Origin of the sequence: Mesorhizobium sp. M0518 (assembly GCF_040321125.1) — a bacterium.
GTDB lineage: Bacteria > Pseudomonadota > Alphaproteobacteria > Rhizobiales > Rhizobiaceae > Mesorhizobium.
Genome location: NZ_JAMYQY010000036.1, coordinates 1 through 22,460 on the forward strand (window position 1 = coordinate 1; position 22,460 = coordinate 22,460).

Below are 22,460 nucleotides of genomic sequence, written 5' to 3' on the forward strand. Positions count from 1 at the left end.
TGGGTTGCGAGGTCGGAGCATGGCGCAGGCGGGGCGGGAGGATTGTGCTGAAAACCGCAGCTGTTGTGCGGGATACCGCTGATGCCTTATGCGGAACGCTGGCGGGACAGCACCCCCCTCTGTCCTGCCGGACATCTCCCCCGCAAGGAGGGAGATTGGCAGCTTCGATCCCGCCGCTTTTCTTGCAACATTCGAGATTGGCGAAAGCGGAGGTGCAGTCAATCTCCCCCCTTGCGGGGGAGATGTCCGGCAGGACAGAGGGGGGTGTGACGGAACTCGTCGCGGCGCGATTAGCAAGTCCCCTAATGCCGCCTCGCCAATCTCGGCGGATGCCCGTGCTCCTCGCGAAACGCCCGGGCAAAGCTCGACATCGAGGCGAAGCCGCAGGCCAGCGCCACGTCGCGCACGGCGAGCGTCGAATGCGCCAAAAGGTCGGCGGCACGCTTCAGCCGGAGCCGCCGGTAATAGCCATTGGGCGAGATGGCGAGTTCGGAGCGGAAGGAGCGTTCGAGCTTGTCGGAGGAGACGCCGAGCTTCGCGGTCAGCTCGGCCATGCCGAGCCGCTCTTCCACCGCATCCTCCATGATGGCGATGGCCGACAGCACCAGCTCATTCTGGACGCCGGTGCGCAGCCGCAGCGGCATCATCTTGCGGTCGATGCTGGAGCGCAGCTGGCTGTGCACGAACCATTCGGCGACGCCGGCGGCAAGCTCGGCGCCGTAGTCGCGGGTGATGATCTCCAGCATCATGTCGAGGCTGCCGACGCCGCCGGCCGAGGTGAAGCGCTTGCGGTCGATGACATAGAGGTCGCGCCTGAGCTCGATGTTGGGGAAGGCTTCGGTGAAGGCGGCCTGGCTGGTCCAGTGCAAGGTGCAGGCATGGCCGTCGAGCAGGCCGGCGCGCGCCAGGAAGAACGCGGCATCCGCCACCGCACCGATATGGGCGCCGTTGCGCAGGCTCTTGCGGATCCAGTGTGCTGCGTCCTCGGCGACGAGATGATCGGCATCGCCGCCCGAACAGACGACGATGCGATCGACCTTCGGCGCATCCTCGGCGTAAAAACCCGGCTGGATAACGACGCCATTCGACGCCTCGACCGCGCCTTTCGTGCCGCCGACGATGATCCAGCGATAGCATTCTCTTTTCGCTAGGACATTGGCCGCACGCAGCGGCTCGATGACCGAGCTGAACGCCATCATCGGAAAGCCGGGGAACACCAGCACCGCGAAGGTGAGAGGGGTGTCGGTGGGTTTGGGTGGGGCGTGTGTAGCCATGGGGCGCTACATTTCGGGCAGATGGGGTTCGGGGTCAACGGGGCTTGGCTGAACGATGCGCGAAGCGCGGTTTGCCGTTGACCGTTGTGGCGGCGAAGAGATCGGTCAGACGTCGGCGGGACAGCACCCCCCTCTGGCCTGCCGGCCATCTCCCCCGCAAGGAGGGAGATTGGCAGCTTCGATGGCGCCGCTCGTCTTGCAACGTTCGAGATTGGCGAAAGCGGAAGTGACATCTGATCTCCCCCCTTGCGGGGGAGATGTCCGGCAGGACAGAGGGGGTGTGAAGGATCGCGACAGACCCCAGTTTGCCCTGCGCCGCATCTTCCGCGATATCAGTCCGCTAACCCAGCGCCTGATCCAGATCGGCGATCAGATCGTCGCCATCCTCGATCCCCGCCGACAACCTTACCAGCGAATCCGAAATCCCGATCTCGGCCCGTTTCTCGGCCGGTATGGACCCATGCGTCATCAGCGCCGGGTGCTCGATCAGGCTTTCCACCCCGCCGAGGCTTTCGGCCAGCGTGAACAGTTGCGTGCGTTCCAGGAAGCGTTTGGTGCCGGCAACGTCGCGGTCGAGCACGGCTGTGATCATGCCGCCGAAGGCGTGCATCTGCTGGACGGCGACGGCGTGCTGCGGGTGGCTGGCGAGGCCGGGATAGATGACGCGGCGCACATCGCGACGCGCTTCCAGCCACTGCGCGATCTTGAGGCCGTTGGCGGAATGGCGCTCCATCCTGAGCGCCAGCGTCTTCAGCCCGCGCAGCGCCAGAAAGCTGTCGAACGGACCCGAAATGGCGCCGATGGCGTTCTGCAGGAATTTCAGCTGGGTGGCCAAATCCTTGTTGTCGCCGACTATCGCCACGCCGCCGACCATGTCGGAATGGCCGTTGAGATATTTCGTCGTCGAATGCACCACGATATCGATGCCGAGCTCCAGCGGCCGCTGAATATAGGGGCTGCAGAAAGTGTTGTCGGCGACCGAGAGGATGCCCTTGCGCTTGGCGAGTGCGGCGACGCCTTCGAGGTCGACGATGCGCAGCAGCGGGTTGGTCGGCGTCTCGACCCAGAGCATTTTCGTCTCAGGGCGGATCGCCGCCTCGACCGCCGCGAGGTCGGTGAAGTCGACGAAGCTGACCTGCAGATTGGCAGAGCGCTTTCGCACCCGCTCCATCAGGCGGAAGGAGCCGCCATAGATGTCGTCGGTGGCGACGATATGCGCGCCGGAATCGAGCAGTTCGAGCACCGTGGCGATCGAGGCCAGGCCGGAGGCGAAGGCAAAGGCGGCCGAGCCGCTTTCGAGATCGGCCACGGCGCGCTCGAAGGCAAAGCGGGTCGGGTTCTGGCTGCGGGCATATTCAAAACCCTTGTGCACGCCGGGCGACTGCTGGGCAAAGGTCGAGGTGGCGTAGATCGGCACCATAACCGCGCCGGTCAGCGGGTCATGGCTCTGGCCGCCATGGATGGTGCGCGTCGAGAAGGCCAAGCGGTTTTTTCCGGCTGGTGGGGTGCTGCTGGTCATCGTGCGCGCCTCAAATGGTTGATCAGGTCGATGCGGGTTATCAGGCCAACGAATTCGTCGCCGTCGAAGATGATGGCGACCTCATTGCGGTCGAACACCGGCAGCAGCGCATCCAGCGTCTGGCTGGCCTGCAGCGTGTGCAGATTGGAGGTCATGGCCGTGCGCACCGGGCCGTTGAAGCGCTCCCAGCGGCCGTCATAGGGGCCGTCGACATGAGCAAGAATATCGCTTTCGTCGACGATGCCGACGAGCTTGCCATTGTCGAGCACCGGCAGCTGCGAGACATCGGAACGGCGCATGCGGCCATAGGCGTTGAGCAGGCTTTCGTCCGGGCCGACATAGACGGTGTCGCCGGTGCGGTGCGAGCGCATCACCAGGTCGCGCAGATCGCCATGCTGCTCGTGCTCGGCCAAACCCTGCTCGGCCAGCCAGAAATCGTCGAACACCTTCGACAGATATTTGTTGCCGCTGTCGCAGACGAACGTGACGACGCGCTTGGGCACCGTCTGCTCGCGGCAATAGCGCAGCGCGGCGGACAAAAGCGTGCCTGAGGACGAGCCGGCGAGGATACCTTCCTTCGACAAGAGGTCGCGGACCGCCAGCATGCTCTGCTTGTCGGGGATGGAATAGGCCTTCTTGACCAGCGACAGGTCGGCGTTGGGCGGCACGAAATCCTCGCCGATGCCTTCGACAGTCCAGCTTCCGGCCTCTTCCATCTTGCCGGTCTTGATCAGCGGCGCCAGCACCGAGCCGACCGGATCGGCCAGCACCATTTCGGTCTTCGACGACACCTTGGCGAAGTAACGGCCAAGCCCGGTCAGCGTGCCGCCGGAGCCGACGCCGACGACCACGGCATCGACGTCACCGTCGAGCTGCGAAAAGATCTCCGGGCCGGTGGTGGTTTCATGCGCCAGCGGATTGGCCGGGTTGGCGAACTGGTTGGCATAGAAGGCGCCGGGCGTTTCCGCTGCGATCTTCTCGGCCATGTCCTGGTAATATTCGGCATGGCCCTTGCCGACATCGGACCGCGTCATGCGCACTTCGGCGCCGAGCGCGCGCAGATGCTGGATCTTTTCGCGCGACATCTTGTCGGGCACAACCAGCACGATGCGATAGCCCTTTGGGATGCCGACCTGGGCAAGGCCAAGCCCGGTGTTGCCGGCGGTCGCCTCGACGATGGTGCCGCCGCGCCTGAGCCTGCCCTGCTTTTCAGCCGCGGCGATCATCGACAGCGCGATGCGGTCCTTGATCGAGCCGCCGGGGTTCTGGCTTTCGAGCTTGATGAACAGCCGGCACTTGCCGGTGTCGAATTTGGTCAGCTCGACCACCGGCGTCTGGCCGATCAGGTCGAGAACCGACGCATAGGGCGGACGCAGGCGGGACAATTCGTCGGCTGCGGCGATCTCGTGCTCGCTCATATCGATGCTCCATGACCAAGCGACCGCCTCGAGGCAGAGCGGCAGCGTATCCTCTTTTCCAGCCCTTTGCAGTCGGAAAGAAGATAGATCGTGCCAATCAACCGGCCAGATGCGGAATGAAATTCCGGGTTGTGGCTGTGGTCTCAAACAAAACGCTACCGCAGCACTCCGTCACACCCCCCTCTGGCCTGCCGGCCATCTCCCCCGCAAGGGGGAAGATCGGATGTCGCCGCCGGTTTCGCCAATCTCCAACGCTGAAGAGAACGTGCCAAAAGTGAAGCTGCCAATCTCCCCCCTTGCGGGGGAGATGTCCGGCAGGACAGAGGGGGGTGCTGTCCCGCCGGCATCAAAGGTCCTGCTTCAACCCAGAAGCTGCTTGCTCAGCCTCGCACACTGCACGCGGATATCGGGAATGGCGTCGATCTCGAAGAAGGTGCCGCGCGTCAGCGGGCCGACGGCGAGGATCTTGGCCGAGACGGTTCCGTCGCCGGCGATGATCTCGCATTTGGCCGATACATCGAGGCCGATGCGCAGCGGATCCGGCCGTGCCAGGCCGCGGTCGACCAGCGAGCGCACGACGCTGTTCGACGAGGTCGAGATGTCCCTGACGATACCAGAGCAATCGTAGATGCGGGCGACCTCGAGGGTCTCGAGGCGCTGCGTGTGGCGCGACTGGACCTGGACGGTGAATTCGCCGTTGCGCGCGATGTCGACGACGCGGCCGGCGACCAGGCGGATGCGGCCGGACCGCACGGCTTCGGTGACGCGGGCGTAGACCTCGGGCGCCATGCGATGGCGGTGGATGTCCCACCAGGCCTTGGTGTGCTCGACGAAGCGGCGCTTGGCGGAAGCCGGCCAGTTCTGCCAGATCTTCTGGTTGAACGGCCGCAGGCCGTCGACGACGTCGCGCCAGTCGATGCCGGCCTTCTGGTTTTCCTTGATCAGGTCGCGGAACCAGCCGACGAAATAGGAGAGCTGCGTGCCGAGCGGAATGTCGGCGACGTCGAGCTTGATCGGATTGCCCTTACGATGCGGCGAGGGCAGCAGGCCGCGCCGCGACACAGCTATGATGTCGCCGCGATGGCCGCGCTGCTCGAGCGCCAGGAAGGCATCGACCATGCTGAGGCCGGTGCCCAGCACCATGACGCCGGCGTCGGGGGGAAGTGCTGTGTCGGCTTCCGATCCCATCCTGATGGCATGGCCTTGCGCCGGCTCCTCGTCGTGGCCGGTGGCCAGCACGGCGAGATGCGCAACGACGCTGGTGCCGTTGGCCAGCGCCACTTCGACACCGGATGCGGTGGGCGTGATCGAGAGGCTCTCCTCGCGGATCAGCCGAAGCCGCCCGGTCTGCTTTTCGCGCGCCTGCAACTCGTCGAGCAATTCGCCGAGGTAACGGGCATAGATGCTGCGCGGCGCATAGAAGGGCGCCTGCTCGGCCGTTGCCAGGCCGCGCTCCTGCAGCCAGCGCCAGAAATTACCGGGATCGTCGGCATAGGCGCTCATGCCGGCGGCGCTGACATTCAGCACATGCGCCGAGAGCAGCGTCGAATAAGCGATGCCCTGGCCGAAATGCGGACGCCTTTCGATCAGCGTGACGCGCAGGTCGGGATTGGGAGACTTCAGGAGATGCGCGGCCAGCACGACGCCGCTGGCGCCGCCGCCGACAATTATGATTGAGTTGGCGCGCCCGGTCATAGGCATGCCTTCGCTCTGCGCAGCGCCAGTGTCAGGCCTGGACCTTCACCGCGACCGGCAGATCGCCGATGGCCCTCGCAACCGGCAGGTCGTCGAGGACGATATCGCGCATTTCGGCGAGGCTGCGCTGATCGAGCACCTCGGCGATCGCCTGCCGGACCTCGAGCATCAGATGTCGGACTTGGCATGTCGCCTCGTTGCAATCTTCACAGCGCTGGTACTGGGTGCGGCTGGCGCAGGGGATCGGCGCCAGCGGACCGTCGAGGACGCGCACGACATGGCCGACCTTGATCTCGTCGGCGGGGCGCGCCAGGCGATAGCCGCCATCCTTGCCCTTGCGGCTCTGAACGAAGCCGGCATTGCGCAACTCGCCCAGGATGGCGTCGAGAAATTTCTTCGGGATGTTGTTGCCGGTGGCGACGTCGTTGACGAAGGCGAGTTGCCCGGCCGGCAAGCGCGCGAGGTGGACGAGCGCCTTGAGGCCGTACTTGCCCTTTTTCGTGAGCATGAGATCAAAATTTCTCTGTCATGCGACGGCGTGGAACCATCGGTTGCAAAACACCTCGCGTGCGTTGCCGCCGCGTCCAGGCCCGCATGACACATAAATTCTAGTGACATGATGTACAAGCCGAGAACTGTTGACTTTGCTTCGTTTTCAAGCCGCTTTGGCCATTTTAGCCCGACCTTGTGCCCTCGAAAGCACAAAAATGCCCTTTAAGAGCAGTGGGATGGCAAAATGGTTCTCCAGGGCCGGATGTGGTCGGCATCGACTGACGCGACGGCGAAAGCCGATCCATGCCGCGAGCGATCATGGTGATGTGGTGGCCGCTCATTGCCGACTCCAACTCTCTCATGTCTATAAAAATACCATACTTATGCTGGAGCACTGTGGAAGGTGTTTTCGAATCCATGCCTTTTTTGGGTATGGATTTGCCTGACAGGGGCAAGACTAGGAATTCTCGTTCGCGATCGAGGTCATGCCATTCCTTCGAGCGTTGGTGCGTGCAGAACCTTGCCGGACGCTGGCAGGACAGCACCCCCCTCTGCCCTGCCGGGCATCTCCCCGCAAGGGGGGAGATTGGCACATCCACCGTAGGTTCAACACCTGCAACGATGTCTATTGGCGAAAGCCGGGATGACAGCGATCTCCCTCCTTGCGGGGGAGATGGCCGGCAGGCCAGAGGGGGGTGCTGTCCCGCCGACATCGGAAGACTTCGGACAGTAGCCGAGCCCCCAACGTCACGGCTTGGATCAAGCCAGGAGATCGCTTGCAGCCGCCCTATCCGCCTCGCCACCCCACCATCGACAGCTTTTTTCTAACAAGCTCGCCTTGGTTGGAAGGATTTAACTCTACAAGAATGATAGAATTAGCTGACTATCATGGGGCATTCCAATTCTCTCTTTTCAGGAGCCCTTCATGTCCACGATTTCGCGACGCATTGTTCTTCTCTCGTCCGCCGCACTAGCCGGCGCCGCCTTCCTCGGCCCGGCCCTTGCCGACGACCTCAAGATCACCATCGGCTACCAGACGGTGGTCGAACCCTCGAAGGTGCCGCAGGCTGACGGGGCCTATGAAAAAGCGACGAAGGCGGCGATCGATTGGCGCAAATTCGATTCCGGCGCCGATGTCATCGCCGCGGTCGCATCCGGCTCGGTCGACATAGGCTATGTCGGCTCGAGCCCGCTGGCGGCGGCGGCAAGCCGCGAGCTGCCGATCCAGACCATCTTCGTCGTCGGCCTGATCGGGCAGTCCGAGGCGCTGGTGGCGCGCAACGGCGCCGGCATCGAGAAAGTCGCCGACCTCGCCGGCAAGAAAGTCGCCGTGCCTTTCGTCTCGACGACGCATTACAGCCTGCTCGCCGCGTTGAAGCACGAGGGCGTCGATCCGAAGTCGGTCGAGATCCTCAACCTGCGGCCACCGGAGATCGCCGCGGCCTTTTCGCGCGGCGACATCGACGCAGCCTATGTCTGGGATCCGGCGCTCGGGCAGATCAAGACGACGGGCAAGGTGGTGCTGGATTCCTCGCAGGTCGCGGCCTGGGGCGCGCCGACCTTCGACGCCTGGATCGTACGCACCGACTTTGCCGAAAAGAACCCCGAGGCCGTGCGCGACTTCGTCAAGGTGACGGGTGCGGCCTATTCCGAATTCCTCGCCAAGCCTGATGCGTGGTCGGTCTCGTCGCCACAGGCGGCCGCGATCGCCAAGCTCACCGGCGCCAAGCTGGAAGAGGTGCCGCAGCTGCTCAAGGGCTATGTCTTCCCGACGCTGGAAGAGCAGGCTTCGGACAAATTCCTCGGCGGCGGCACGGTCAAGGCGATCGAAGCGGCGTCCGCCTTCCTCAAGGAGCAAGGCAAGATCGACGCCGTGCTGCCGGACTATTCGAAATATGTGTCGTCGAAATACGTCACCCAGGCGCTGGCCTCGAACTGAGCGCCTGACACCAACTGAACGCGCGCGGATCTTCTTCCCTGACGCCGCGTGCTGCCTGCCCCGGAACCGCTGACGAGGAGCTGTTCCGGGGCAGTCGGATTTTCCTTCCAAATCGGCGAGGCACCCATGCCGCATCTCGTACTGGACAAGGTCTCGATCCAATATGACGGCCAGGCAGCACCGGCCGTCGAACGGGTTTCGATCGATATCGCCAGGGGCGACTTCGTCGTGCTGGTCGGCCGTTCCGGTTGCGGCAAGACCTCGCTGCTCAATGTCGCCGCCGGCCTTGTCGCGCCCGCGCGTGGGCGTGCCTCCATCAACGGCAGGCCGATCACAGCACCTGGCTCGGACCGGGCGGTGGTGTTCCAGAACGATGCGCTGTTTCCGTGGCTGACCGCGCGCGAAAACGTTGCCTTCGCGCTGCGGCTGCGCGGTGTCAGACCGGCCGAGCGGGCGCGCCGCGCCGATGAACTTTTGGCGCTGGTGAAACTCAACGATGCCGGCGACAAGCGCATCTGGGAGCTTTCCGGCGGCATGCGCCAGCGCGTCGGCCTGGCTCGCGCCCTGGCCGCCGAACCCGAATTCCTGCTGCTCGACGAGCCGCTTGGCGCCCTCGACGCGCTGACGCGCGAGCGCATGCAGACGACGCTGCTCGATCTGTGGACGGCAAGCGATGTCGGCGTGCTGATGGTGACGCACGGCATCGAAGAGGCGCTGGTCCTCGCAACCCGCATCGTCGTGCTGGCGCCCGGCCCGGGCCGCGTGGTGCGGAGCTTCGAGCCTGGTTTCTCCAGGCGCTACGCGGCCGGCGAGGCCATTCGCACTATCAAGGCCGACCCGGCTTTTGCCACGGCTCGAGGCGAACTGACCGATGCGATCTTCGAAGGAGAGGCGGCATGACCGTTACCTCCTACACGGAACGGTCGGAACACAAGATCGACGAAGCGGACGGCCTGTCGGTGCCATGGTCGCGGCCCAGCCCGAAGCGCAAAGGCATTTCGGCGCGGGCGGTCAGCGCGGTCACCATCCTGATGGTGTTGGCCCTGTGGGCGCTGTCGGCCCGCCTGCAACTGGTGTCGCCGGTGTTCCTGCCCTCGCCGCTCGCGGTGTGGACCAAATTTATCGTCGTCGCTCGCGACGGCTTCGTCGATGCGACGCTGCTGCAGCATGTCGTCGCCAGCCTGGGCCGAGTCTTTGCCGCGCTGGTCGCCGCCATCCTCGTCGGCGTGCCGGTTGGTCTGGCCATCGGCATCAGCACGATCGGGCGCGGCATCTTCGATCCGCTGCTGGAATTCCTGCGGCCGATCCCGCCGCTCGCCTATCTGCCGCTGGTCATCATCTGGTTCGGCATCGGCGAGCCGTCGAAGATCCTGGTCATCGCGATCGCGATGCTGGCGCCGGTGGCATTGTCGACCGCGTCCGGCGTTCGCGGCGTCTCGCAGGAGCGCATCAACGCGGCGCGCTCGCTTGGCGCGACACGAGGACAGGTAGTCCGCCACGTCATCCTGCCCAGCGCGCTGCCCGCGATCCTGACCGGCCTGCGCATCGCGCTCGGCGCCGGCTGGTCGACGCTGGTCGCCGCCGAACTGGTCGCGGCGACGCGCGGGCTCGGCTTCATGATCCAGTCGGCCGCCCAGTTCCTCGTCACCGACGTGGTGGTGATGGGCATATTGGTGATCGCGGCCATCGCCTTCGTGCTCGAATTCACCATCCGCAGGATCGAACGCGTGCTTGTCCCGTGGGCGGGACGGGAGTGACTGGAACCGGAAGAGCAGGAGAGGATGACGATGACCCATTCCACCGCCGTGCTGTTCGCCCAGGTCGGCAACTGGCTTCTCGCCCGGACCAGGGAAAGCCAGCCGCTTGAACAACCGAAATCGCCGGCGCCGGTGCGCTGGGACGCCGAGCGCGACCGGCTGCCGCCGCGCGACGAGAGTTTCTACTGGGCCTGGCAATATTGGTCGCAGTGAGGGGGCGGCGGTTGGCTCGACTTTGCGCCAGCCCCGCGTCTTCGTCATCCTAGGGCGGAGCAAGGAGCGAAGCGACGCGGCGCAGACCCTAGGATCCATGCCGCGACATTTGTCATAGAACGCGGCGGATCAAAATGGCGCTTGTGCGCGTACCGACGCTCGCTACCCTGAACCATGACCGGTTACGTCTATATGACCGCAAGCCAGAAGCGCGGCACGATCTATATCGGCGTCACCAACGATCTTGGTCGCCGCATGCCGGAGCACAAATCAGGCACCGGCTCACGCTTCACCAGCCATTACGGTGTGCAGCGGCTGGTCTGGTACGAAGAGTATTTCGACATTACCGACGCCATCCAGCGCGAAAAATCACTGAAGCGCTGGCCACGACAATGGAAGATCGAGTTGATCGAGAGAGCCAACCCGGAGTGGTTCGAACTCTTTCGTGGAACCGGCTGGTAGGCGCTCGGTCCCTTGCACCGCCGGAGCATAGCATCACCGTCGGTCTGCGCCGCGTCGCTGCGCTCCTTGCTTCGCCCTAGGATGACGAAGCGATGGGCTGCCGCAGAAAACAAATCCGCTCTTCAAACCCATCTCGCAAAATCATTCCTCTACTAAGTTTATAGAACTACCTAGCCTGATCCCATCTTCCAACCGGCGAGCCATTTTCCCGGCGCCGGTGCCCATCGAAGGAGAGGGTCATGTTCAATCTTACCAAGCACTTCAATCTGACCAGACGTATTTTCGGCATCGGGCTGCTGGCGGCAAGCGTTGCCGTGTCGTTCGGCGCCGCCGCGCAGGAGCTGAAGCAGTTCAGCATCGGCTATCAGAAGACCGGCCTGCCGGTGATCGCCAAGCAGCAGCAGGTGATCGAAAAGGCGCTTGAAGACAAGGGCGTCACCGTCAAATGGGTCGAGTTCACCTCCGGGCCGCCGCTGGTCGAGGCCCTCAATGTCGGCGCCATCGATGCCGGATGGACCGGCGATGCGCCGCCGATCTTCGGCCAGTCGGCCGGCGCCAATATCGTCTATGCGGCGGCACTGCCGTCGAATGGCGAGGGCGAGGCGATCTTCGTCAAGCCGGCCTCGCCCATCCAGTCTGTCGCCGAGCTGAAAGGCAAGCGCGTCGGCGTCGGCAAGGGCACCAGTGCACACAATCTGCTCGTCGCCGCCCTGGAAAAGGCCGGCATTCCGTTCGACCAGATCACGCCGGTCTATCTGAGCCCCGCGGACGCGGCCGCCGCCTTCGCCAGCGACCAGATCGATGCCTGGACTGTCTGGGATCCGTTCTTCGCCATCGCCGAAACCCGCTACCAGCCGCGTGTGCTGGCCCGCTCCAGCGAGGTGCTCAGGGTCAACACCTATTTCCTCGCCAACAAGGATTTCGCCAAGGCGCATCCCGAGATCGTCACGACGACGATCGCGGCCCTTGGCGAGGCGGCGAAATGGGCCGACCAGAACCGCGACAAGGTGGCCGAGGCGCTGCACGAGGTGACCGGTGTGCCGCTCGACGCGCAGACGATCGCCGCCAACCGCACCAAATTCGGCATCATTCCGATCACCGACGAGATCGTCGCCGGCCAGCAGGCGACCGCCGACCGCTTCTTCAAGCTCGGGCTGATCCCGAAGGCGGTCCGCATTTCCGACGCGGTGTGGACCGCGCCAGGCAATTGATTTTCTCTCCGACGGTGCCGGGCGAGAACGCCCGGCGCCGTTTGACGTTTGCACCTTCCAAGAGGCCAGACATGACCGCGCCAGCCAGCACCGCCCCGCTCGCTTTCTTCTGGTTCATCCCGACGCATGGCGACGGCTCCTATCTCGGTTCCGAGGAGCAGCAGCGGCCGCCGGAGTTCGGTTACTTCAAGGAGATCGCGCAGGCGGTCGACAGGCTTGGCTTTCCCGGCGTGCTGTTGCCGACCGGACAAAACTGCGAGGATTCCTGGATCACCGCGACGGGCCTTGCGACGCTCACCGAAAAACTGAAATTCCTCGTCGCGCTGCGGCCGGGCGTGACGCTGCCGACTTTCGCCGCGCGCCAGACGGCGGCCCTCGACCGGCTGAGCAATGGCCGGCTTCTGCTCAATGTCGTGGTCGGCGGCAATCCGACCGAGCTCGCCGGCGACGGCGTCTTCCTGCCGCATGACGAGCGCTACGCCCAGGCGCATGAATTCCTGACCATCTGGCGCGGACTGGTGTCGGGCGAGCGCGTCAATTTCGACGGCAAATATTACCGCGTCGAGAATGGCCGCCTCGACCTTTTGCCGCGCCAAGAGCGGCCGCCGCTTTATTTCGGCGGGTCGTCGGATGCCGGGCAGGATCTCGCCGCCGATCTGGTCGACATGTACCTGACCTGGGGCGAGCCGCCGGCGCAGGTGGCCGAGAAGCTCGCTGCGGCACGCAGGAAAGCGGCGCTGCGCGGCAGAAAACTGCGCTTCGGCATCAGGCTGCATTTCATCGTGCGCGAGACCGAGGAGGAAGCCTGGCGCGCCGCCGACCGGCTGATCAGACACGTCACCGACGCCCAGATCGAAAACGCGCAGGCGCGTTTCCTCACCCAGATGGACTCGGTCGGCCAGCGTCGCATGGCCGAACTGCATGGCGGCCGTCGCGACAGGCTGGTGGTGTCGCCCAATCTGTGGGCCGGCGTCGGGCTGGTGCGCGGCGGCGCCGGCACGGCTCTGGTCGGCACGCCGGAGCAGATCACCGAGCGCATCCGCGAATATCAGGCGATCGGCATCGATACCATCATCGGCTCCGGCTATCCGCATCTCGAGGAAGCCTACCGCGTCGCCGAGCTGCTATTCCCAAAACTCGGGCTCGGCACCAGGCGGCAGCGGGCGCATGAGAACATCGCCAACGAATTCTCGGTCGGCTTCCATGGCGCCAACCGCCTGCAGGCCTCGTCATGAGCTTTGGCGCAGGCCTCCGCGGCAATGGCATCGGCTGGCTGCTGCCGGCGCTGGTGATCGCCGGCTGGGAGATTGCATCACGGGCGGGCGTCATGCCGGCCAACGTGCTGCCGGCGCCAAGCGCCGTCGCCGAGGCCTTCTGGCGGCTGACGCTGTCGGGCGAACTGATCCGCAACATCGGCATCAGCACCGCACGCGCGCTTGCCGGCTTCGCCGTCGGCGGCTCGATCGGCTTTGCGCTTGGGCTCGCCAACGGATTGTCGACGCTGAGCCGCAGCCTGACCGACACGACGCTGCAGATGATCCGCAACATTCCGCACCTGGCGCTGATCCCGCTGGTCATTCTGTGGTTCGGCATCGACGAGGAAGCAAAGCTGTTCCTGGTGGCGCTCGGCGTGTTCTTTCCGATCTACGTCAACACGCTGCTCGGCATCCAGAGCGTCGATCCGCAGCTGGTCGAGATGGGCCGCGTCTACGGCATGGATCGCCGCGCCCTGTTCTTCCGCGTGATCCTGCTTGGCGCGCTGCCGGCGATCTTCGTCGGCCTGCGCTATGCCTTGGGCATCATGTGGCTGACGCTGATCGTCGCCGAAACCATCTCGGCCAGTTCCGGCCTCGGCTACATGGCCATGCAGGCGCGAGAATTCCTGCTGATCGATGTCGTCGTGCTGTCGATCCTGATCTATGCGCTGCTCGGCAAGCTCGCCGACAGCCTCGCCCGCCTGCTCGAGCGGCTGTCGCTCGGCTGGCATCCGGCCTTCCAAAACGAATGAGATATTGCCCATGACAGCCACCAGCCTGACAGCCGCCCGCTCTTTCGTTGCCACACCGGCGCGGCCGATCGGCTCGGTCGAAGGACAGCGGGCCTTTGCCTTCAGGCATGTCGGCAAGCGCTTCGGCGACAAGATCGTGCTCGACGGCATCGATCTGGATGTGCCGGCCGGGCAGTTCCTGGCCGTCATCGGCAAGAGCGGCTGCGGCAAGAGCACGCTGCTCAGGCTGCTGGCCGGGCTCGACCGGCCGACGTCAGGATCGCTGACATTCGGAGTGGAAGAGGAAGGCCACGGCCGCACCCGCTTCATGTTCCAGGAACCTCGGCTGTTGCCCTGGGCCAGCGTGGTGAAAAACGTGCAGGTCGGGCTGACCGGGATAGCTTCCGGCGCGGAGGCGCGCCAACGCGCGCTCGACATTCTCGGCGCGGTCGGGCTTGCCGATCGTGCCGACGAATGGCCCTCGGTGCTGTCCGGCGGCCAGAAGCAGCGCGTGGCGCTGGCCCGGGCTCTGGTCGGCCACCCGCAGATCCTGGCGCTCGATGAGCCGCTCGGCGCACTCGACGCGCTGACCCGCATCGAGATGCAGCGGCTTCTGGAGCGCATCTGGCTGGCGCAGAAGTTCACCGCCGTGCTGGTCACGCATGATGTCGCCGAGGCGGTCGCGCTCGCCGATCGGGTCGTGGTGATCGGCGAAGGCCGGATCGCGCTCGATCTGGATGTGCCCGTGGAGCGGCCACGCCGGCGCGGTTCCGTCGAGCTTGCGCGGCTTGAGGGCAAGATTCTGGACCGGCTGTTCGGGTAGAAGCAGAACCTTCGAGACGTTGGCGGGACAGCGCCCCCCTCTGCCCCACTTGGGGGGAGATTGGCCGTCATCGAGGCTTTCGCCAATCTCGAACGTTGAAAGAAGATCGGCGAGGCCGAAGCTGCCAATCTCCCCCCTCGTGGGGGAGATGTCCGGCAGGACAGAGGGGGGCGTGACGGATCGCCAGCGCTTCCCATCGCAGCTTACCCTCCTGACCGGTTCGCCCACACCAGCCCAATCAGGCCGACCAGCATGGTGACGAGGCCGATATAGAGCCATTGCGACTGGCCGGTCATGAAGCTGCCGCCGATCACGCCAACGCCCTGCAGCGACCACAGCGCACCAATGGCCAGCACAATCAACGCCAGCAGATTTTTGGTCAGTCTCATTGATGGATCTCGCTTTCAAAGTCGATCGGTTGCGGGGTTGCGGCCACGATGAAAGAGCCAAAGGAAGGGACCCGATCGCGCGCACTTCTACTTGGATATCAACGCTCGATCTTGTCAAACAAATCCCGGATATCGTGTCGAAGATCATGATCAATTGATCAGCGCGCGCTGGAAAATCCCTGACAGACTGTTACCCAGTGACTCCAAACGTGTGCCATCGCCACGGAACCGACAGATGATTGCCGCATTTCCTGCCTTATTTGGCTCCTAACGGCTGGGGTCTGTCGAAAACGGAGCCATCCCTCAAATATGAAGAACTCAAAACAGACCGCGCTTGTCGCGGTAACGATCGTTGCTGGCCTAATGGTCGGCGCATCTTCGGCAACCGCCGCCAGCCAGTGCGGCCGCGCCTCGTGGTATGCCCTGCACTCGAAGACCGCATCGGGCGAGCGCATGAACCCGTCGGCAATGACCGCCGCCCACCGCACTTTGCCTTTCGGCACCAAGCTCAGAGTAACCAACAAGAACAACGGCCGCAGCGTCGTCGTGCGCATCAACGATCGCGGCCCGTTCATCAGGGGTCGCGTGCTCGACCTGTCGAAGGGTGCGGCCGGCCAGCTCGGCTTCATTGGCTCCGGCCACACCGCCGTCTGCATGGCGCGCGTCTAAGCTTCCTGTGTCCGGCAAGAGGGGCCGGACACATTACTTACACATTTCGCAGCCGCACACTGAGCCGGCTGGCGCCATTCAGGGCCGATTTCCAGTGCCTTGAACCAAAGAAGCATTGGTCACGCCGCGTGACGTATTGCATCGCAGCAATTAGTTGTTAACTTCGCCGCGAGACATTTAAGGCTCGGCGCTGCTCGTCGTCCCTTCGGTCGCAGCAGCAGCGGGGTTCTCGATGTTCTACCAGCTCTACGAAATGAACCACGCGGCCTTGCAGCCGGCGCGCCTCTATGCCGATGCGGTGCGGCTGTTCTACAGAAATCCGCTCAATCCGTTTTCGCACACGCCCTTCGGCCGTTCGATCGCGGCGACCGCCGAATTGTTCGAGCGCACGACGCGCCGCTATGGCAAGCCGACCTTCGGCCTCGACAAGACAGTGGTCGACTGGAAGAGCGTCGAGGTCGCCGAGAAGACCGTCTGGTCGCGGCCGTTCTGCAATCTCGTCCGCTTCGAACGCTCCGTTCCCGCCGGGCGCAAGCCCGACCCAAAGCTTTTGATCGTGGCGCCGATGTCGGGCCACTATGCGACGCTGCTGCGCGGCACGGTGGAAGCCATGCTGCCCCATGCCGACGTGCACATCACAGACTGGGTCGATGCCCGCATGGTGCCGCTGGCCGACGGCAGCTTCGATCTCGACGATTATATCGACTACATCATCGACATGCTGCATGCGCTGGGTCCCGACACGCATGTGATGGCGGTGTGCCAGCCTTCGGTGCCGGTTCTGGCCGCCGTGGCGCTGATGGAAACCAAGGGCGATCCCTTCGTGCCCTCGACGATGACCCTGATGGGCGGCCCGATCGACACCCGCCGCAACCCGACCGCGGTCAATCTGCTGGCGCAGGAAAAGGGCATCGACTGGTTCCGCGACAATGTCATCATGAGCGCGCCCTGGCCGGTGCCGGGCTTCGGCCGCGAGGTCTATCCGGGCTTCCTGCAGCTGTCCGGCTTCATGAGCATGAACCTCGACCGCCACATCATCGCCCACAAGGACTTCTTCATGCACCTTGTGAAGCATGACGGCGACAATGCCGTGAAGCACCGCGATTTCTACGACGAATATCTGGCTGTCATGGACCTGACGGCGGAGTTCTACCTGCAGACCGTCGATACCGTCTTCGTGCGCCAGGCCTTGCCCAAGGGCGAGATGACGCATCGCGGCACCAGGATCGATCCGTCTGATATCCGCAACGTCGCGCTGTTCACGGTCGAGGGCGAGAACGACGATATTTCCGGCCTTGGCCAGACCAAGGCGGCGCACGATTTGTGCCCCAACATCCCCACTGAGCGGCATGCCCACTACATGCAGCCGGCGGTCGGCCATTACGGCGTGTTCAACGGCTCGCGCTTCCGCTCCGAAATCGTGCCGCGCATCGTCGACTTCATCACCAGCTATGGCCGCCAGAACCGTGTCGCGGTGAAGCCGAAGCTGGTCCGTACAGCCAAAAGATAATTCACGGGCGTGACCCGAGGTCGCAGTGGCTTCGGGGCACGACATGCATAAAACAAGGCCTGGAGGCGACAATTCGGGCGATTCGGTCGGCAAAACCGCCGGCGATCCTGTTGCACAAGTGCCGCTGTCCAGCCCCTCGGGTAACCATGCCGACAATCCGGCCGTCGTCGTAATTGACATGGACTGTAAATCCCCCTTAACCTTTCGTTAATAACAAAGGGTGAGCGGGGACAATGATTTCCTCATCAGTGGCGCGAAGGCTGCGCGCATGCGCGGCGGCTTGGCTGGCGGTAACGGGAGGCTGGATGGCACCGGCTTTGGCGGCCGGAGCGATGGCGACCGGGGGCCTCACCTCGCAGCCGATCGGCCACTATGATTTCTGCAAGCTGGATCCCAGCGAATGCTCGATCCGCCCGTCCAATCTCGCGCCGGCCCCAATGACCGACGGGCTGATGCGCAAGCTTCTCAACGTCACCGCCAGGGTCAACGCCGCCGTCAAGCCGATGAGCGACATGGACATTTATGGCAAGGACGAGGTCTGGGCCTATCCTGACAAGGACGTCGGCGATTGCGAGGACTACGTGCTGGAGAAGCGGCGCCAGCTTTCGCGCATGAGCATCTCGCTTGCCGATCTGCTGATCACCGTCGTGCGCAAGCCCGACGGCGAGGGCCACGCCGTGCTGACGGTGCGCACCGACAAGGGCGACTACGTGCTCGACAATCTGACCGACAAGGTCAAGGCGTGGGACGCGACCGGCTACCGCTTCCTCAAGCGGCAGGCGATCGACAACACCGGCCGCTGGGTCTCGATCCGCGGCGGCCAGCAGGTCCTGGTCGGCGCGGTTCAGTAAATACAGACACCGCGTATTCGAATGAGGCTGCCGCGAGCAGCCATCTCGACGCGCCATCAGTCATCTTCCAGATAGGTCGGCGCCGCCCCTCATTGCCCTGCCGGGCATTTCTCCCCGTATAGTGACGGGGAGAAAGACGCCGTCACCAACAATTTCGCCAATCATCAACGTTGCAAGAAGAGCGACGAGGTCGCGACCAGTTCCCTTCTCCCCGTCACTATACGGGGAGAAGGTGCCGGCAGGCGGATGAGGGGCAGCGCGACGTTGCCAACTGGATCCCTGTCGCTGCTCGCGACACCACCTCCGACAGAATTTCACATCTCTCCGTGAACCATTTCCTCCCGGCCGACGACACATGGCCGTAGACGGAAACCAATCATGGAGACTTCAGATGACTCTACTTTTGCGAAATGCATTCCTCGCCGCCATCGCGGTATCGGCACTGGGCGGACCCGCCTTGGCCAACCAGACCATCCCAAGCTGCGCCAACACCTCGACCAACGATTTGTGGAGCGGCCGCTGTTGCAGCGTCGGCGAGTCGAACTGCCTGGGCGGTGGAAACAATGGCCACGACCATAACGACAAGGGCGGCCGGGGAAACAATGGCGGCACGGCCGGCAAGAAATGATCTCACCACGGATGCCTGCTGGCGGATCGCCGGCGGGCATCTCTTCACGTGAAGCGAAACGCCTTCGCGAGAAAATCGCCAAGGCGCGCCTCCGGCGCGGATCGCGAAGCTACGGCCGCCGACCGAGCGCCGCGCGGATCGATGCGGTGATGCTGCGAAGCTCCGCCTCGTCGAGTTTTTCGATGTTCTCGGCCAGCAGATTGGCCAGCTCGGTAGCGGCGGGGCTTAGACCCGACGTGTCGAGCTTGACGCGGGGATGCGAGGCTTCGGCCAGCCGCGCCAGATCCTCGGCGTCGTCCCAGATGATGTTGAAATAACCGATGATCTTCTGGATCAGCGTCCAGGTCGGCGCGCCGCGCCTGCCATGCTCGAGCGCCGACAGGTAGGCGGCGCTGACGCCGATCGCCGCCGCCATGTCCTTCTGGCTGACGCCGCGTTCGCCTCGCAGCGCCCGCAGCTTCTCGCCGAACGGGGTCATGCACCCACCTTCATGAGCGAACTCCTCACGATCGAAGCCGCCGCAGCCGGATATAAAGCGCGCCCGAACCGCCATGGTTGCGGGCGGCGTGGTCGTGGCTGGAGACCAGCGGGCGAAAAGCAGGCGTCGACAGCCAGGCCGGCACGGCGCGCCGCAAGACGCCATCGCCGCCTGAGGACGATCCCTTGCCGGTTATGACCAGCACATAGCGGATGCCGCCGGCATGTGCCCGGTGCAGGAATGAAAACAGCAGCGAATAGGCCTCGTCCTGGGTCAGGCCGTGCAGATCGACCCGGCCCTCGATCGGCAGCCGGCCCTTCGACAGCTTGTCCAGCGTCGGCTCGTCGAGCGCATGCGCGACATGCTGCGTCTTCGGCTTTGCCGCGCCGGGCGGATTGGCGGCGGCCAGCGCCGCTTGCGGCGGTGTCGGCCTGGCCTCGGTGGCAATTTCGGGAATGTCGACGGCGATCCTGCCCTTGAGCGGCTTGGCCGTGCGTGCCACCAGGTTCCACAGAACGCGGTCGTCTTCGCTCAGCTTCTCGGTGCGCCGGATCATCGATTCGCGTCCGAAATAAGCGCGCGCGGCACCAGCGCATAAAAATCCGCGGCGTTGCGCACCACGCCCGCGATCTCGCCGGCCGCATCGCCGGAACCGGCGAAGAGATCTCCCCGCGCCGGCCCGGTGATGGCCGAGCCGGTGTCCTGCGCGATCATCAGGCGCCGGAACGGTTTGGCGTCGAAGGCGGTGAGCGTCGGCGCATCGATATAGAACGGCGTGCCGAATGTGTGCAGCAGGCGGTCGACGGCAATCGATCGTCCCGGCGTCAGCGGCACCTTGGCGGCGGCGATCGGACCGAGCGACCTGTCCTCGACATTGGCCTCGCGGAAGAAGATGTAGGAGCGGTTCCGCCACAGGATCTCGTCGACGCGGTCCGGATGCGCCTTGAACCAGGCGCGGATCGACTGCATCGTCACCTGCGCCAACGGGATTTCTCCCAGTTCGCTCAACACCTTGCCGGGCCCGGTGAAGCGCTGGCCGGATTTGGCGGCATAGGTGACGCGGGAAAGCCGGCCGTCGGTCATGTTCAGTCGTGCGGCACCCTGCACGTGAATGAAAAAGGCATCGACCTTGTCGGCCAGCCAGGCGATTTCCAGGCCTTTGCCGGCCAGCGCCCCGCGCTCGATCTCGCCACGGTCGGGATATTCGACCAGCCGGTCCCCGGTCTGGCGAGCGAAGGCGAGGTAAGGGTCCAGGCTGGGCGGCCGGTTGCCGTCGTCGATATCGACGAGATCGGCCGGGCGCGACAGCAGCGGCACCGAAAAGCGCTCGGTTCGCACCGGCGACGCTTCGACGACGGGCTCATAAAAACCGGTGACGAGGCCGACGCCGCCATTCTCGCCGCCGATATGCGCTGGAATGAAATGGCGCTCGAAAAAGGTGCGGGCCTCCTTCCCCGACCGATTCGGCGGCGAAACGGTGCGAGCCTCGGCGTAGGCCTTGGTGAAGGCATCAAAATCGACGCCGAGCGCACCGCTGCGATACGGTTTGGTCAGGACGTGAAAGGCTGAACGGCGAAAGGCTTCGAAGGCCGCCAGATGGTCGTCATCGTCCCAGCCGGGGAGATCGGCAAAAGATTTTCCGACAAAGAGAGGCGATAGCGACACCGGAGCCTCGCCGCCGTTCCGGGTTCAGTCTTCTTCCTCGGTGGCGACGAGCTTCCAGTTGGGATCGCGCGAGCGTGTGTCGCGGGCGAAGGTCCAGACGTCCTTGACCTCGGCCACGGTTTCCGGGTCGCCATCGATCACCGCGCCGGCCTTGTCGCGGGTCGCCGAAATCAGCTCGCTGATGATGCGAAGCGTGACATGCGCCTCGCCGCCCTTCATCTCGGCCGAGACGATGTCGGCCTTGTCGATGCCGACGAAAGACGACTGGATCTTCTCCGCCTTGGCCTCGCGCTCGCCTATTGCCGCGACAAAGCCGTCAAAGACCTCGCGCGACAACAGGTTCTTCAGCGTTTTGCGGTCGCCGTCGGCATAGGCCATGACGATCATCTCATAGGCCATCTTGGCGCCGTCGACGAAACTCTTCGGCTCGAAGGACGGGTCGTTGTCCTTGATCGCGCGCAGCCCCTTGTTGAGGTCGGTGTCGGGCTTGGCGAAGGCGTCGATCGCCGCATAGGTGTCGGCCGCGGGCTCGCCCGGCAGACGCTTGCGCGGCAGCGAGACGACGTTCTCGGATTTCTGGGCGGCATCCTTGTCGCCACCGCGGGCCGCCGTATAGGGATCGAAGGGCGGCCGTTCGCTGCCGGTGCGGCGGCCCAGCACATTGCGCAGCTGGAAAAAGATGACCACCGCCGCAATCAGGAAGAAAATCGTGCCGAAGTCGAAGAATCCCATATCTTCCGCCAATCAATCCCTGCCCTGTGGCCGGACCGTCAGGCCCAATGGCCACGGTCGCATAGCGTTCAACATTCAAAGCATATAGAACGCAAGGCGCAATCATTCAAATCAAAGGCAGGCATACCTATCTAACAGCCTCAGTGCCAGCGGCGATTGCTCGCTGGCGGCCAAAACAATCGAAACGATCATAACAATCGAAAAAGGTTGGCAAGACTTGCGCATTTCGCTGCTTCCCTTCTTTCTCCTCGCGCTTCCGCTGCTGGAAATCGCCGGTTTCGTCATCGTCGGCCGTGAGGTCGGCGCGCTGGCGACGGTCGGCCTCGTGCTGGCCTCGAGCATCGCCGGCGTGCTTTTGCTCCGATACCAGGGCTTTGGCGTGATGGCCCGCATCCGCACCGAGATGGCCGCCGGCCAGAACCCCAGCCGCCATCTTGCGCACGGCGCCATGATCGTGGTTGCGGCGATCCTCCTAATCATCCCCGGCTTCATATCAGACATCATCGGCCTGCTGCTGTTCCTGCCGCCGTTGCGCGACTTTGCCTGGAGCCGGTTCAAGGGCCGTATTGTCGTCGCCACCAATTTCTCGACCGGCGGTTTTCGCGGCCGCCAGCGCGACAGGGTCATCGACCTCGAAGACGGCGACTATTCGCGCGAGGACGATCTGAAGCGCGGCCCGGACCACAACTCGCCGTGGCGCCGCCTGAAGGACGATTAGGGCGCCGTCCCATCTACATCCCATGGCCGA

24 protein-coding genes are annotated in these 22,460 nt (G+C 64.2%); 14 read left to right on the forward strand and 10 right to left on the reverse strand.

Going from position 1 to position 22,460, the window contains the following annotated elements; translation table 11 throughout:
• Positions 1-302 precede the first annotated feature (302 nt).
• The 5 genes from NKI66_RS30950 to NKI66_RS30970 form a co-directional block, all read right to left on the reverse strand.
• On the reverse strand, positions 303-1,274 hold the full coding sequence (locus NKI66_RS30950; protein ID WP_128305626.1) for a GlxA family transcriptional regulator: 972 nt from the start codon (positions 1,272-1,274) through the stop codon (positions 303-305).
• Positions 1,275-1,614: 340 nt separating this feature from the next.
• Entirely contained in the window at positions 1,615-2,793 is a 1,179-nt protein-coding gene (locus tag NKI66_RS30955) for a trans-sulfuration enzyme family protein (protein ID WP_352753865.1), read from the reverse strand.
• Complete coding sequence (locus tag NKI66_RS30960) at positions 2,790-4,211, reverse strand: pyridoxal-phosphate dependent enzyme (protein ID WP_352753866.1); 1,422 nt, start codon at positions 4,209-4,211, stop codon at positions 2,790-2,792. Before NKI66_RS30960 ends, NKI66_RS30955 begins: the two co-directional genes overlap by 4 nt.
• Positions 4,212-4,571: 360 nt before the next feature.
• Positions 4,572-5,906, reverse strand: coding sequence for an FAD/NAD(P)-binding protein (locus tag NKI66_RS30965; RefSeq protein WP_352753893.1), 1,335 nt, complete (start codon positions 5,904-5,906; stop codon positions 4,572-4,574).
• A gap of 31 nt (positions 5,907-5,937) precedes the next feature.
• Positions 5,938-6,414 (reverse strand): RrF2 family transcriptional regulator, encoded by a 477-nt coding sequence (locus NKI66_RS30970; protein ID WP_352753867.1) that lies wholly within the window; start codon positions 6,412-6,414, stop codon positions 5,938-5,940.
• A gap of 909 nt (positions 6,415-7,323) precedes the next feature.
• Here NKI66_RS30970 and tauA point away from each other — a divergent pair.
• From tauA to NKI66_RS31015, 9 genes are all read left to right on the forward strand, one after another.
• On the forward strand, positions 7,324-8,337 hold the full coding sequence (gene tauA / locus NKI66_RS30975) for a taurine ABC transporter substrate-binding protein (RefSeq protein ID WP_352753868.1): 1,014 nt from the start codon (positions 7,324-7,326) through the stop codon (positions 8,335-8,337).
• 126 nt (positions 8,338-8,463) lie between these two features.
• Positions 8,464-9,237 (forward strand): taurine ABC transporter ATP-binding protein, encoded by a 774-nt coding sequence (locus tag NKI66_RS30980; protein WP_352753869.1) that lies wholly within the window; start codon positions 8,464-8,466, stop codon positions 9,235-9,237.
• Complete coding sequence (locus tag NKI66_RS30985; protein WP_352753871.1) at positions 9,234-10,094, forward strand: ABC transporter permease subunit; 861 nt, start codon at positions 9,234-9,236, stop codon at positions 10,092-10,094. Before NKI66_RS30980 ends, NKI66_RS30985 begins: the two co-directional genes overlap by 4 nt.
• Positions 10,095-10,124: 30 nt before the next feature.
• The gene (locus tag NKI66_RS30990) at positions 10,125-10,307 is read left to right on the forward strand and encodes a hypothetical protein (RefSeq protein ID WP_352753872.1); all 183 of its coding nucleotides are present in this window, start codon (positions 10,125-10,127) and stop codon (positions 10,305-10,307) included.
• Between the two features lie 174 nt (positions 10,308-10,481).
• Positions 10,482-10,769 (forward strand): GIY-YIG nuclease family protein, encoded by a 288-nt coding sequence (locus tag NKI66_RS30995; RefSeq protein WP_352753873.1) that lies wholly within the window; start codon positions 10,482-10,484, stop codon positions 10,767-10,769.
• Positions 10,770-11,008: 239 nt separating this feature from the next.
• Entirely contained in the window at positions 11,009-11,980 is a 972-nt protein-coding gene (locus NKI66_RS31000; protein ID WP_352753874.1) for a sulfonate ABC transporter substrate-binding protein, read from the forward strand.
• A 71-nt stretch (positions 11,981-12,051) separates the two neighbouring features.
• Entirely contained in the window at positions 12,052-13,215 is a 1,164-nt protein-coding gene (gene ssuD, locus NKI66_RS31005; protein ID WP_352753875.1) for an FMNH2-dependent alkanesulfonate monooxygenase, read from the forward strand.
• A complete protein-coding gene (locus tag NKI66_RS31010) occupies positions 13,212-13,988 on the forward strand; it encodes an ABC transporter permease subunit (RefSeq protein ID WP_352753877.1) in 777 nt (258 codons plus the stop codon). The genes ssuD and NKI66_RS31010 overlap by 4 nt, the downstream gene beginning before the upstream one ends.
• Positions 13,989-13,998: 10 nt before the next feature.
• Positions 13,999-14,790, forward strand: coding sequence for an ATP-binding cassette domain-containing protein (locus NKI66_RS31015; protein ID WP_352753878.1), 792 nt, complete (start codon positions 13,999-14,001; stop codon positions 14,788-14,790).
• Between the two features lie 203 nt (positions 14,791-14,993).
• Here the strand turns inward: NKI66_RS31015 and NKI66_RS31020 are convergent, their stop codons facing one another.
• On the reverse strand, positions 14,994-15,179 hold the full coding sequence (locus NKI66_RS31020; protein WP_352753879.1) for a hypothetical protein: 186 nt from the start codon (positions 15,177-15,179) through the stop codon (positions 14,994-14,996).
• 309 nt (positions 15,180-15,488) lie between these two features.
• On the opposite strand from NKI66_RS31020, the gene NKI66_RS31025 reads away from it, so the two are divergent.
• The 4 genes from NKI66_RS31025 to NKI66_RS31040 all read left to right on the forward strand — a co-directional run bounded on the left by NKI66_RS31025 (position 15,489) and on the right by NKI66_RS31040 (position 18,837).
• Positions 15,489-15,848, forward strand: coding sequence for a septal ring lytic transglycosylase RlpA family protein (locus NKI66_RS31025; RefSeq protein ID WP_352753880.1), 360 nt, complete (start codon positions 15,489-15,491; stop codon positions 15,846-15,848).
• Between the two features lie 232 nt (positions 15,849-16,080).
• Entirely contained in the window at positions 16,081-17,358 is a 1,278-nt protein-coding gene (locus NKI66_RS31030) for a polyhydroxyalkanoate depolymerase (protein ID WP_352753881.1), read from the forward strand.
• A 233-nt stretch (positions 17,359-17,591) separates the two neighbouring features.
• On the forward strand, positions 17,592-18,209 hold the full coding sequence (locus tag NKI66_RS31035; RefSeq protein WP_352753882.1) for a transglutaminase-like cysteine peptidase: 618 nt from the start codon (positions 17,592-17,594) through the stop codon (positions 18,207-18,209).
• Between the two features lie 391 nt (positions 18,210-18,600).
• The gene (locus NKI66_RS31040) at positions 18,601-18,837 is read left to right on the forward strand and encodes a hypothetical protein (RefSeq protein ID WP_352753883.1); all 237 of its coding nucleotides are present in this window, start codon (positions 18,601-18,603) and stop codon (positions 18,835-18,837) included.
• 109 nt (positions 18,838-18,946) lie between these two features.
• Here the strand turns inward: NKI66_RS31040 and NKI66_RS31045 are convergent, their stop codons facing one another.
• Genes NKI66_RS31045 through NKI66_RS31060 form a run of 4 tightly spaced genes read right to left on the reverse strand, consistent with a single transcriptional unit; the run spans position 18,947 to position 21,712 of the window.
• Positions 18,947-19,315, reverse strand: a complete 369-nt coding sequence (locus NKI66_RS31045; protein WP_352753884.1) for a helix-turn-helix domain-containing protein — start codon at positions 19,313-19,315, stop codon at positions 18,947-18,949.
• A gap of 25 nt (positions 19,316-19,340) precedes the next feature.
• Entirely contained in the window at positions 19,341-19,871 is a 531-nt protein-coding gene (locus tag NKI66_RS31050; protein ID WP_352753885.1) for a Smr/MutS family protein, read from the reverse strand.
• Complete coding sequence (gene mltA / locus NKI66_RS31055; RefSeq protein WP_352753886.1) at positions 19,868-20,980, reverse strand: murein transglycosylase A; 1,113 nt, start codon at positions 20,978-20,980, stop codon at positions 19,868-19,870. Before mltA ends, NKI66_RS31050 begins: the two co-directional genes overlap by 4 nt.
• Before the next feature lie 24 nt (positions 20,981-21,004).
• Entirely contained in the window at positions 21,005-21,712 is a 708-nt protein-coding gene (locus NKI66_RS31060) for a Tim44/TimA family putative adaptor protein (protein ID WP_352753887.1), read from the reverse strand.
• Positions 21,713-21,929: 217 nt separating this feature from the next.
• On the opposite strand from NKI66_RS31060, the gene NKI66_RS31065 reads away from it, so the two are divergent.
• Entirely contained in the window at positions 21,930-22,430 is a 501-nt protein-coding gene (locus tag NKI66_RS31065) for an FxsA family protein (protein WP_352753888.1), read from the forward strand.
• Positions 22,431-22,460: the final 30 nt, after the last annotated feature.

Coding starts and splice junctions, on each gene's coding strand:
- NKI66_RS30950 (WP_128305626.1), bottom strand. CDS start 1,274: ATGGCTACACACGCCCCACCCAAACCCACCGACACCCCTCTCACCTTC.
- NKI66_RS30955 (WP_352753865.1), bottom strand. CDS start 2,793: ATGACCAGCAGCACCCCACCAGCCGGAAAAAACCGCTTGGCCTTCTCG.
- NKI66_RS30960 (WP_352753866.1), bottom strand. CDS start 4,211: ATGAGCGAGCACGAGATCGCCGCAGCCGACGAATTGTCCCGCCTGCGT.
- NKI66_RS30965 (WP_352753893.1), bottom strand. CDS start 5,906: ATGACCGGGCGCGCCAACTCAATCATAATTGTCGGCGGCGGCGCCAGC.
- NKI66_RS30970 (WP_352753867.1), bottom strand. CDS start 6,414: ATGCTCACGAAAAAGGGCAAGTACGGCCTCAAGGCGCTCGTCCACCTC.
- tauA (WP_352753868.1), top strand. CDS start 7,324: ATGTCCACGATTTCGCGACGCATTGTTCTTCTCTCGTCCGCCGCACTA.
- NKI66_RS30980 (WP_352753869.1), top strand. CDS start 8,464: ATGCCGCATCTCGTACTGGACAAGGTCTCGATCCAATATGACGGCCAG.
- NKI66_RS30985 (WP_352753871.1), top strand. CDS start 9,234: ATGACCGTTACCTCCTACACGGAACGGTCGGAACACAAGATCGACGAA.
- NKI66_RS30990 (WP_352753872.1), top strand. CDS start 10,125: ATGACCCATTCCACCGCCGTGCTGTTCGCCCAGGTCGGCAACTGGCTT.
- NKI66_RS30995 (WP_352753873.1), top strand. CDS start 10,482: ATGACCGGTTACGTCTATATGACCGCAAGCCAGAAGCGCGGCACGATC.
- NKI66_RS31000 (WP_352753874.1), top strand. CDS start 11,009: ATGTTCAATCTTACCAAGCACTTCAATCTGACCAGACGTATTTTCGGC.
- ssuD (WP_352753875.1), top strand. CDS start 12,052: ATGACCGCGCCAGCCAGCACCGCCCCGCTCGCTTTCTTCTGGTTCATC.
- NKI66_RS31010 (WP_352753877.1), top strand. CDS start 13,212: ATGAGCTTTGGCGCAGGCCTCCGCGGCAATGGCATCGGCTGGCTGCTG.
- NKI66_RS31015 (WP_352753878.1), top strand. CDS start 13,999: ATGACAGCCACCAGCCTGACAGCCGCCCGCTCTTTCGTTGCCACACCG.
- NKI66_RS31020 (WP_352753879.1), bottom strand. CDS start 15,179: ATGAGACTGACCAAAAATCTGCTGGCGTTGATTGTGCTGGCCATTGGT.
- NKI66_RS31025 (WP_352753880.1), top strand. CDS start 15,489: ATGAAGAACTCAAAACAGACCGCGCTTGTCGCGGTAACGATCGTTGCT.
- NKI66_RS31030 (WP_352753881.1), top strand. CDS start 16,081: ATGTTCTACCAGCTCTACGAAATGAACCACGCGGCCTTGCAGCCGGCG.
- NKI66_RS31035 (WP_352753882.1), top strand. CDS start 17,592: ATGATTTCCTCATCAGTGGCGCGAAGGCTGCGCGCATGCGCGGCGGCT.
- NKI66_RS31040 (WP_352753883.1), top strand. CDS start 18,601: ATGACTCTACTTTTGCGAAATGCATTCCTCGCCGCCATCGCGGTATCG.
- NKI66_RS31045 (WP_352753884.1), bottom strand. CDS start 19,315: ATGACCCCGTTCGGCGAGAAGCTGCGGGCGCTGCGAGGCGAACGCGGC.
- NKI66_RS31050 (WP_352753885.1), bottom strand. CDS start 19,871: ATGATCCGGCGCACCGAGAAGCTGAGCGAAGACGACCGCGTTCTGTGG.
- NKI66_RS31060 (WP_352753887.1), bottom strand. CDS start 21,712: ATGGGATTCTTCGACTTCGGCACGATTTTCTTCCTGATTGCGGCGGTG.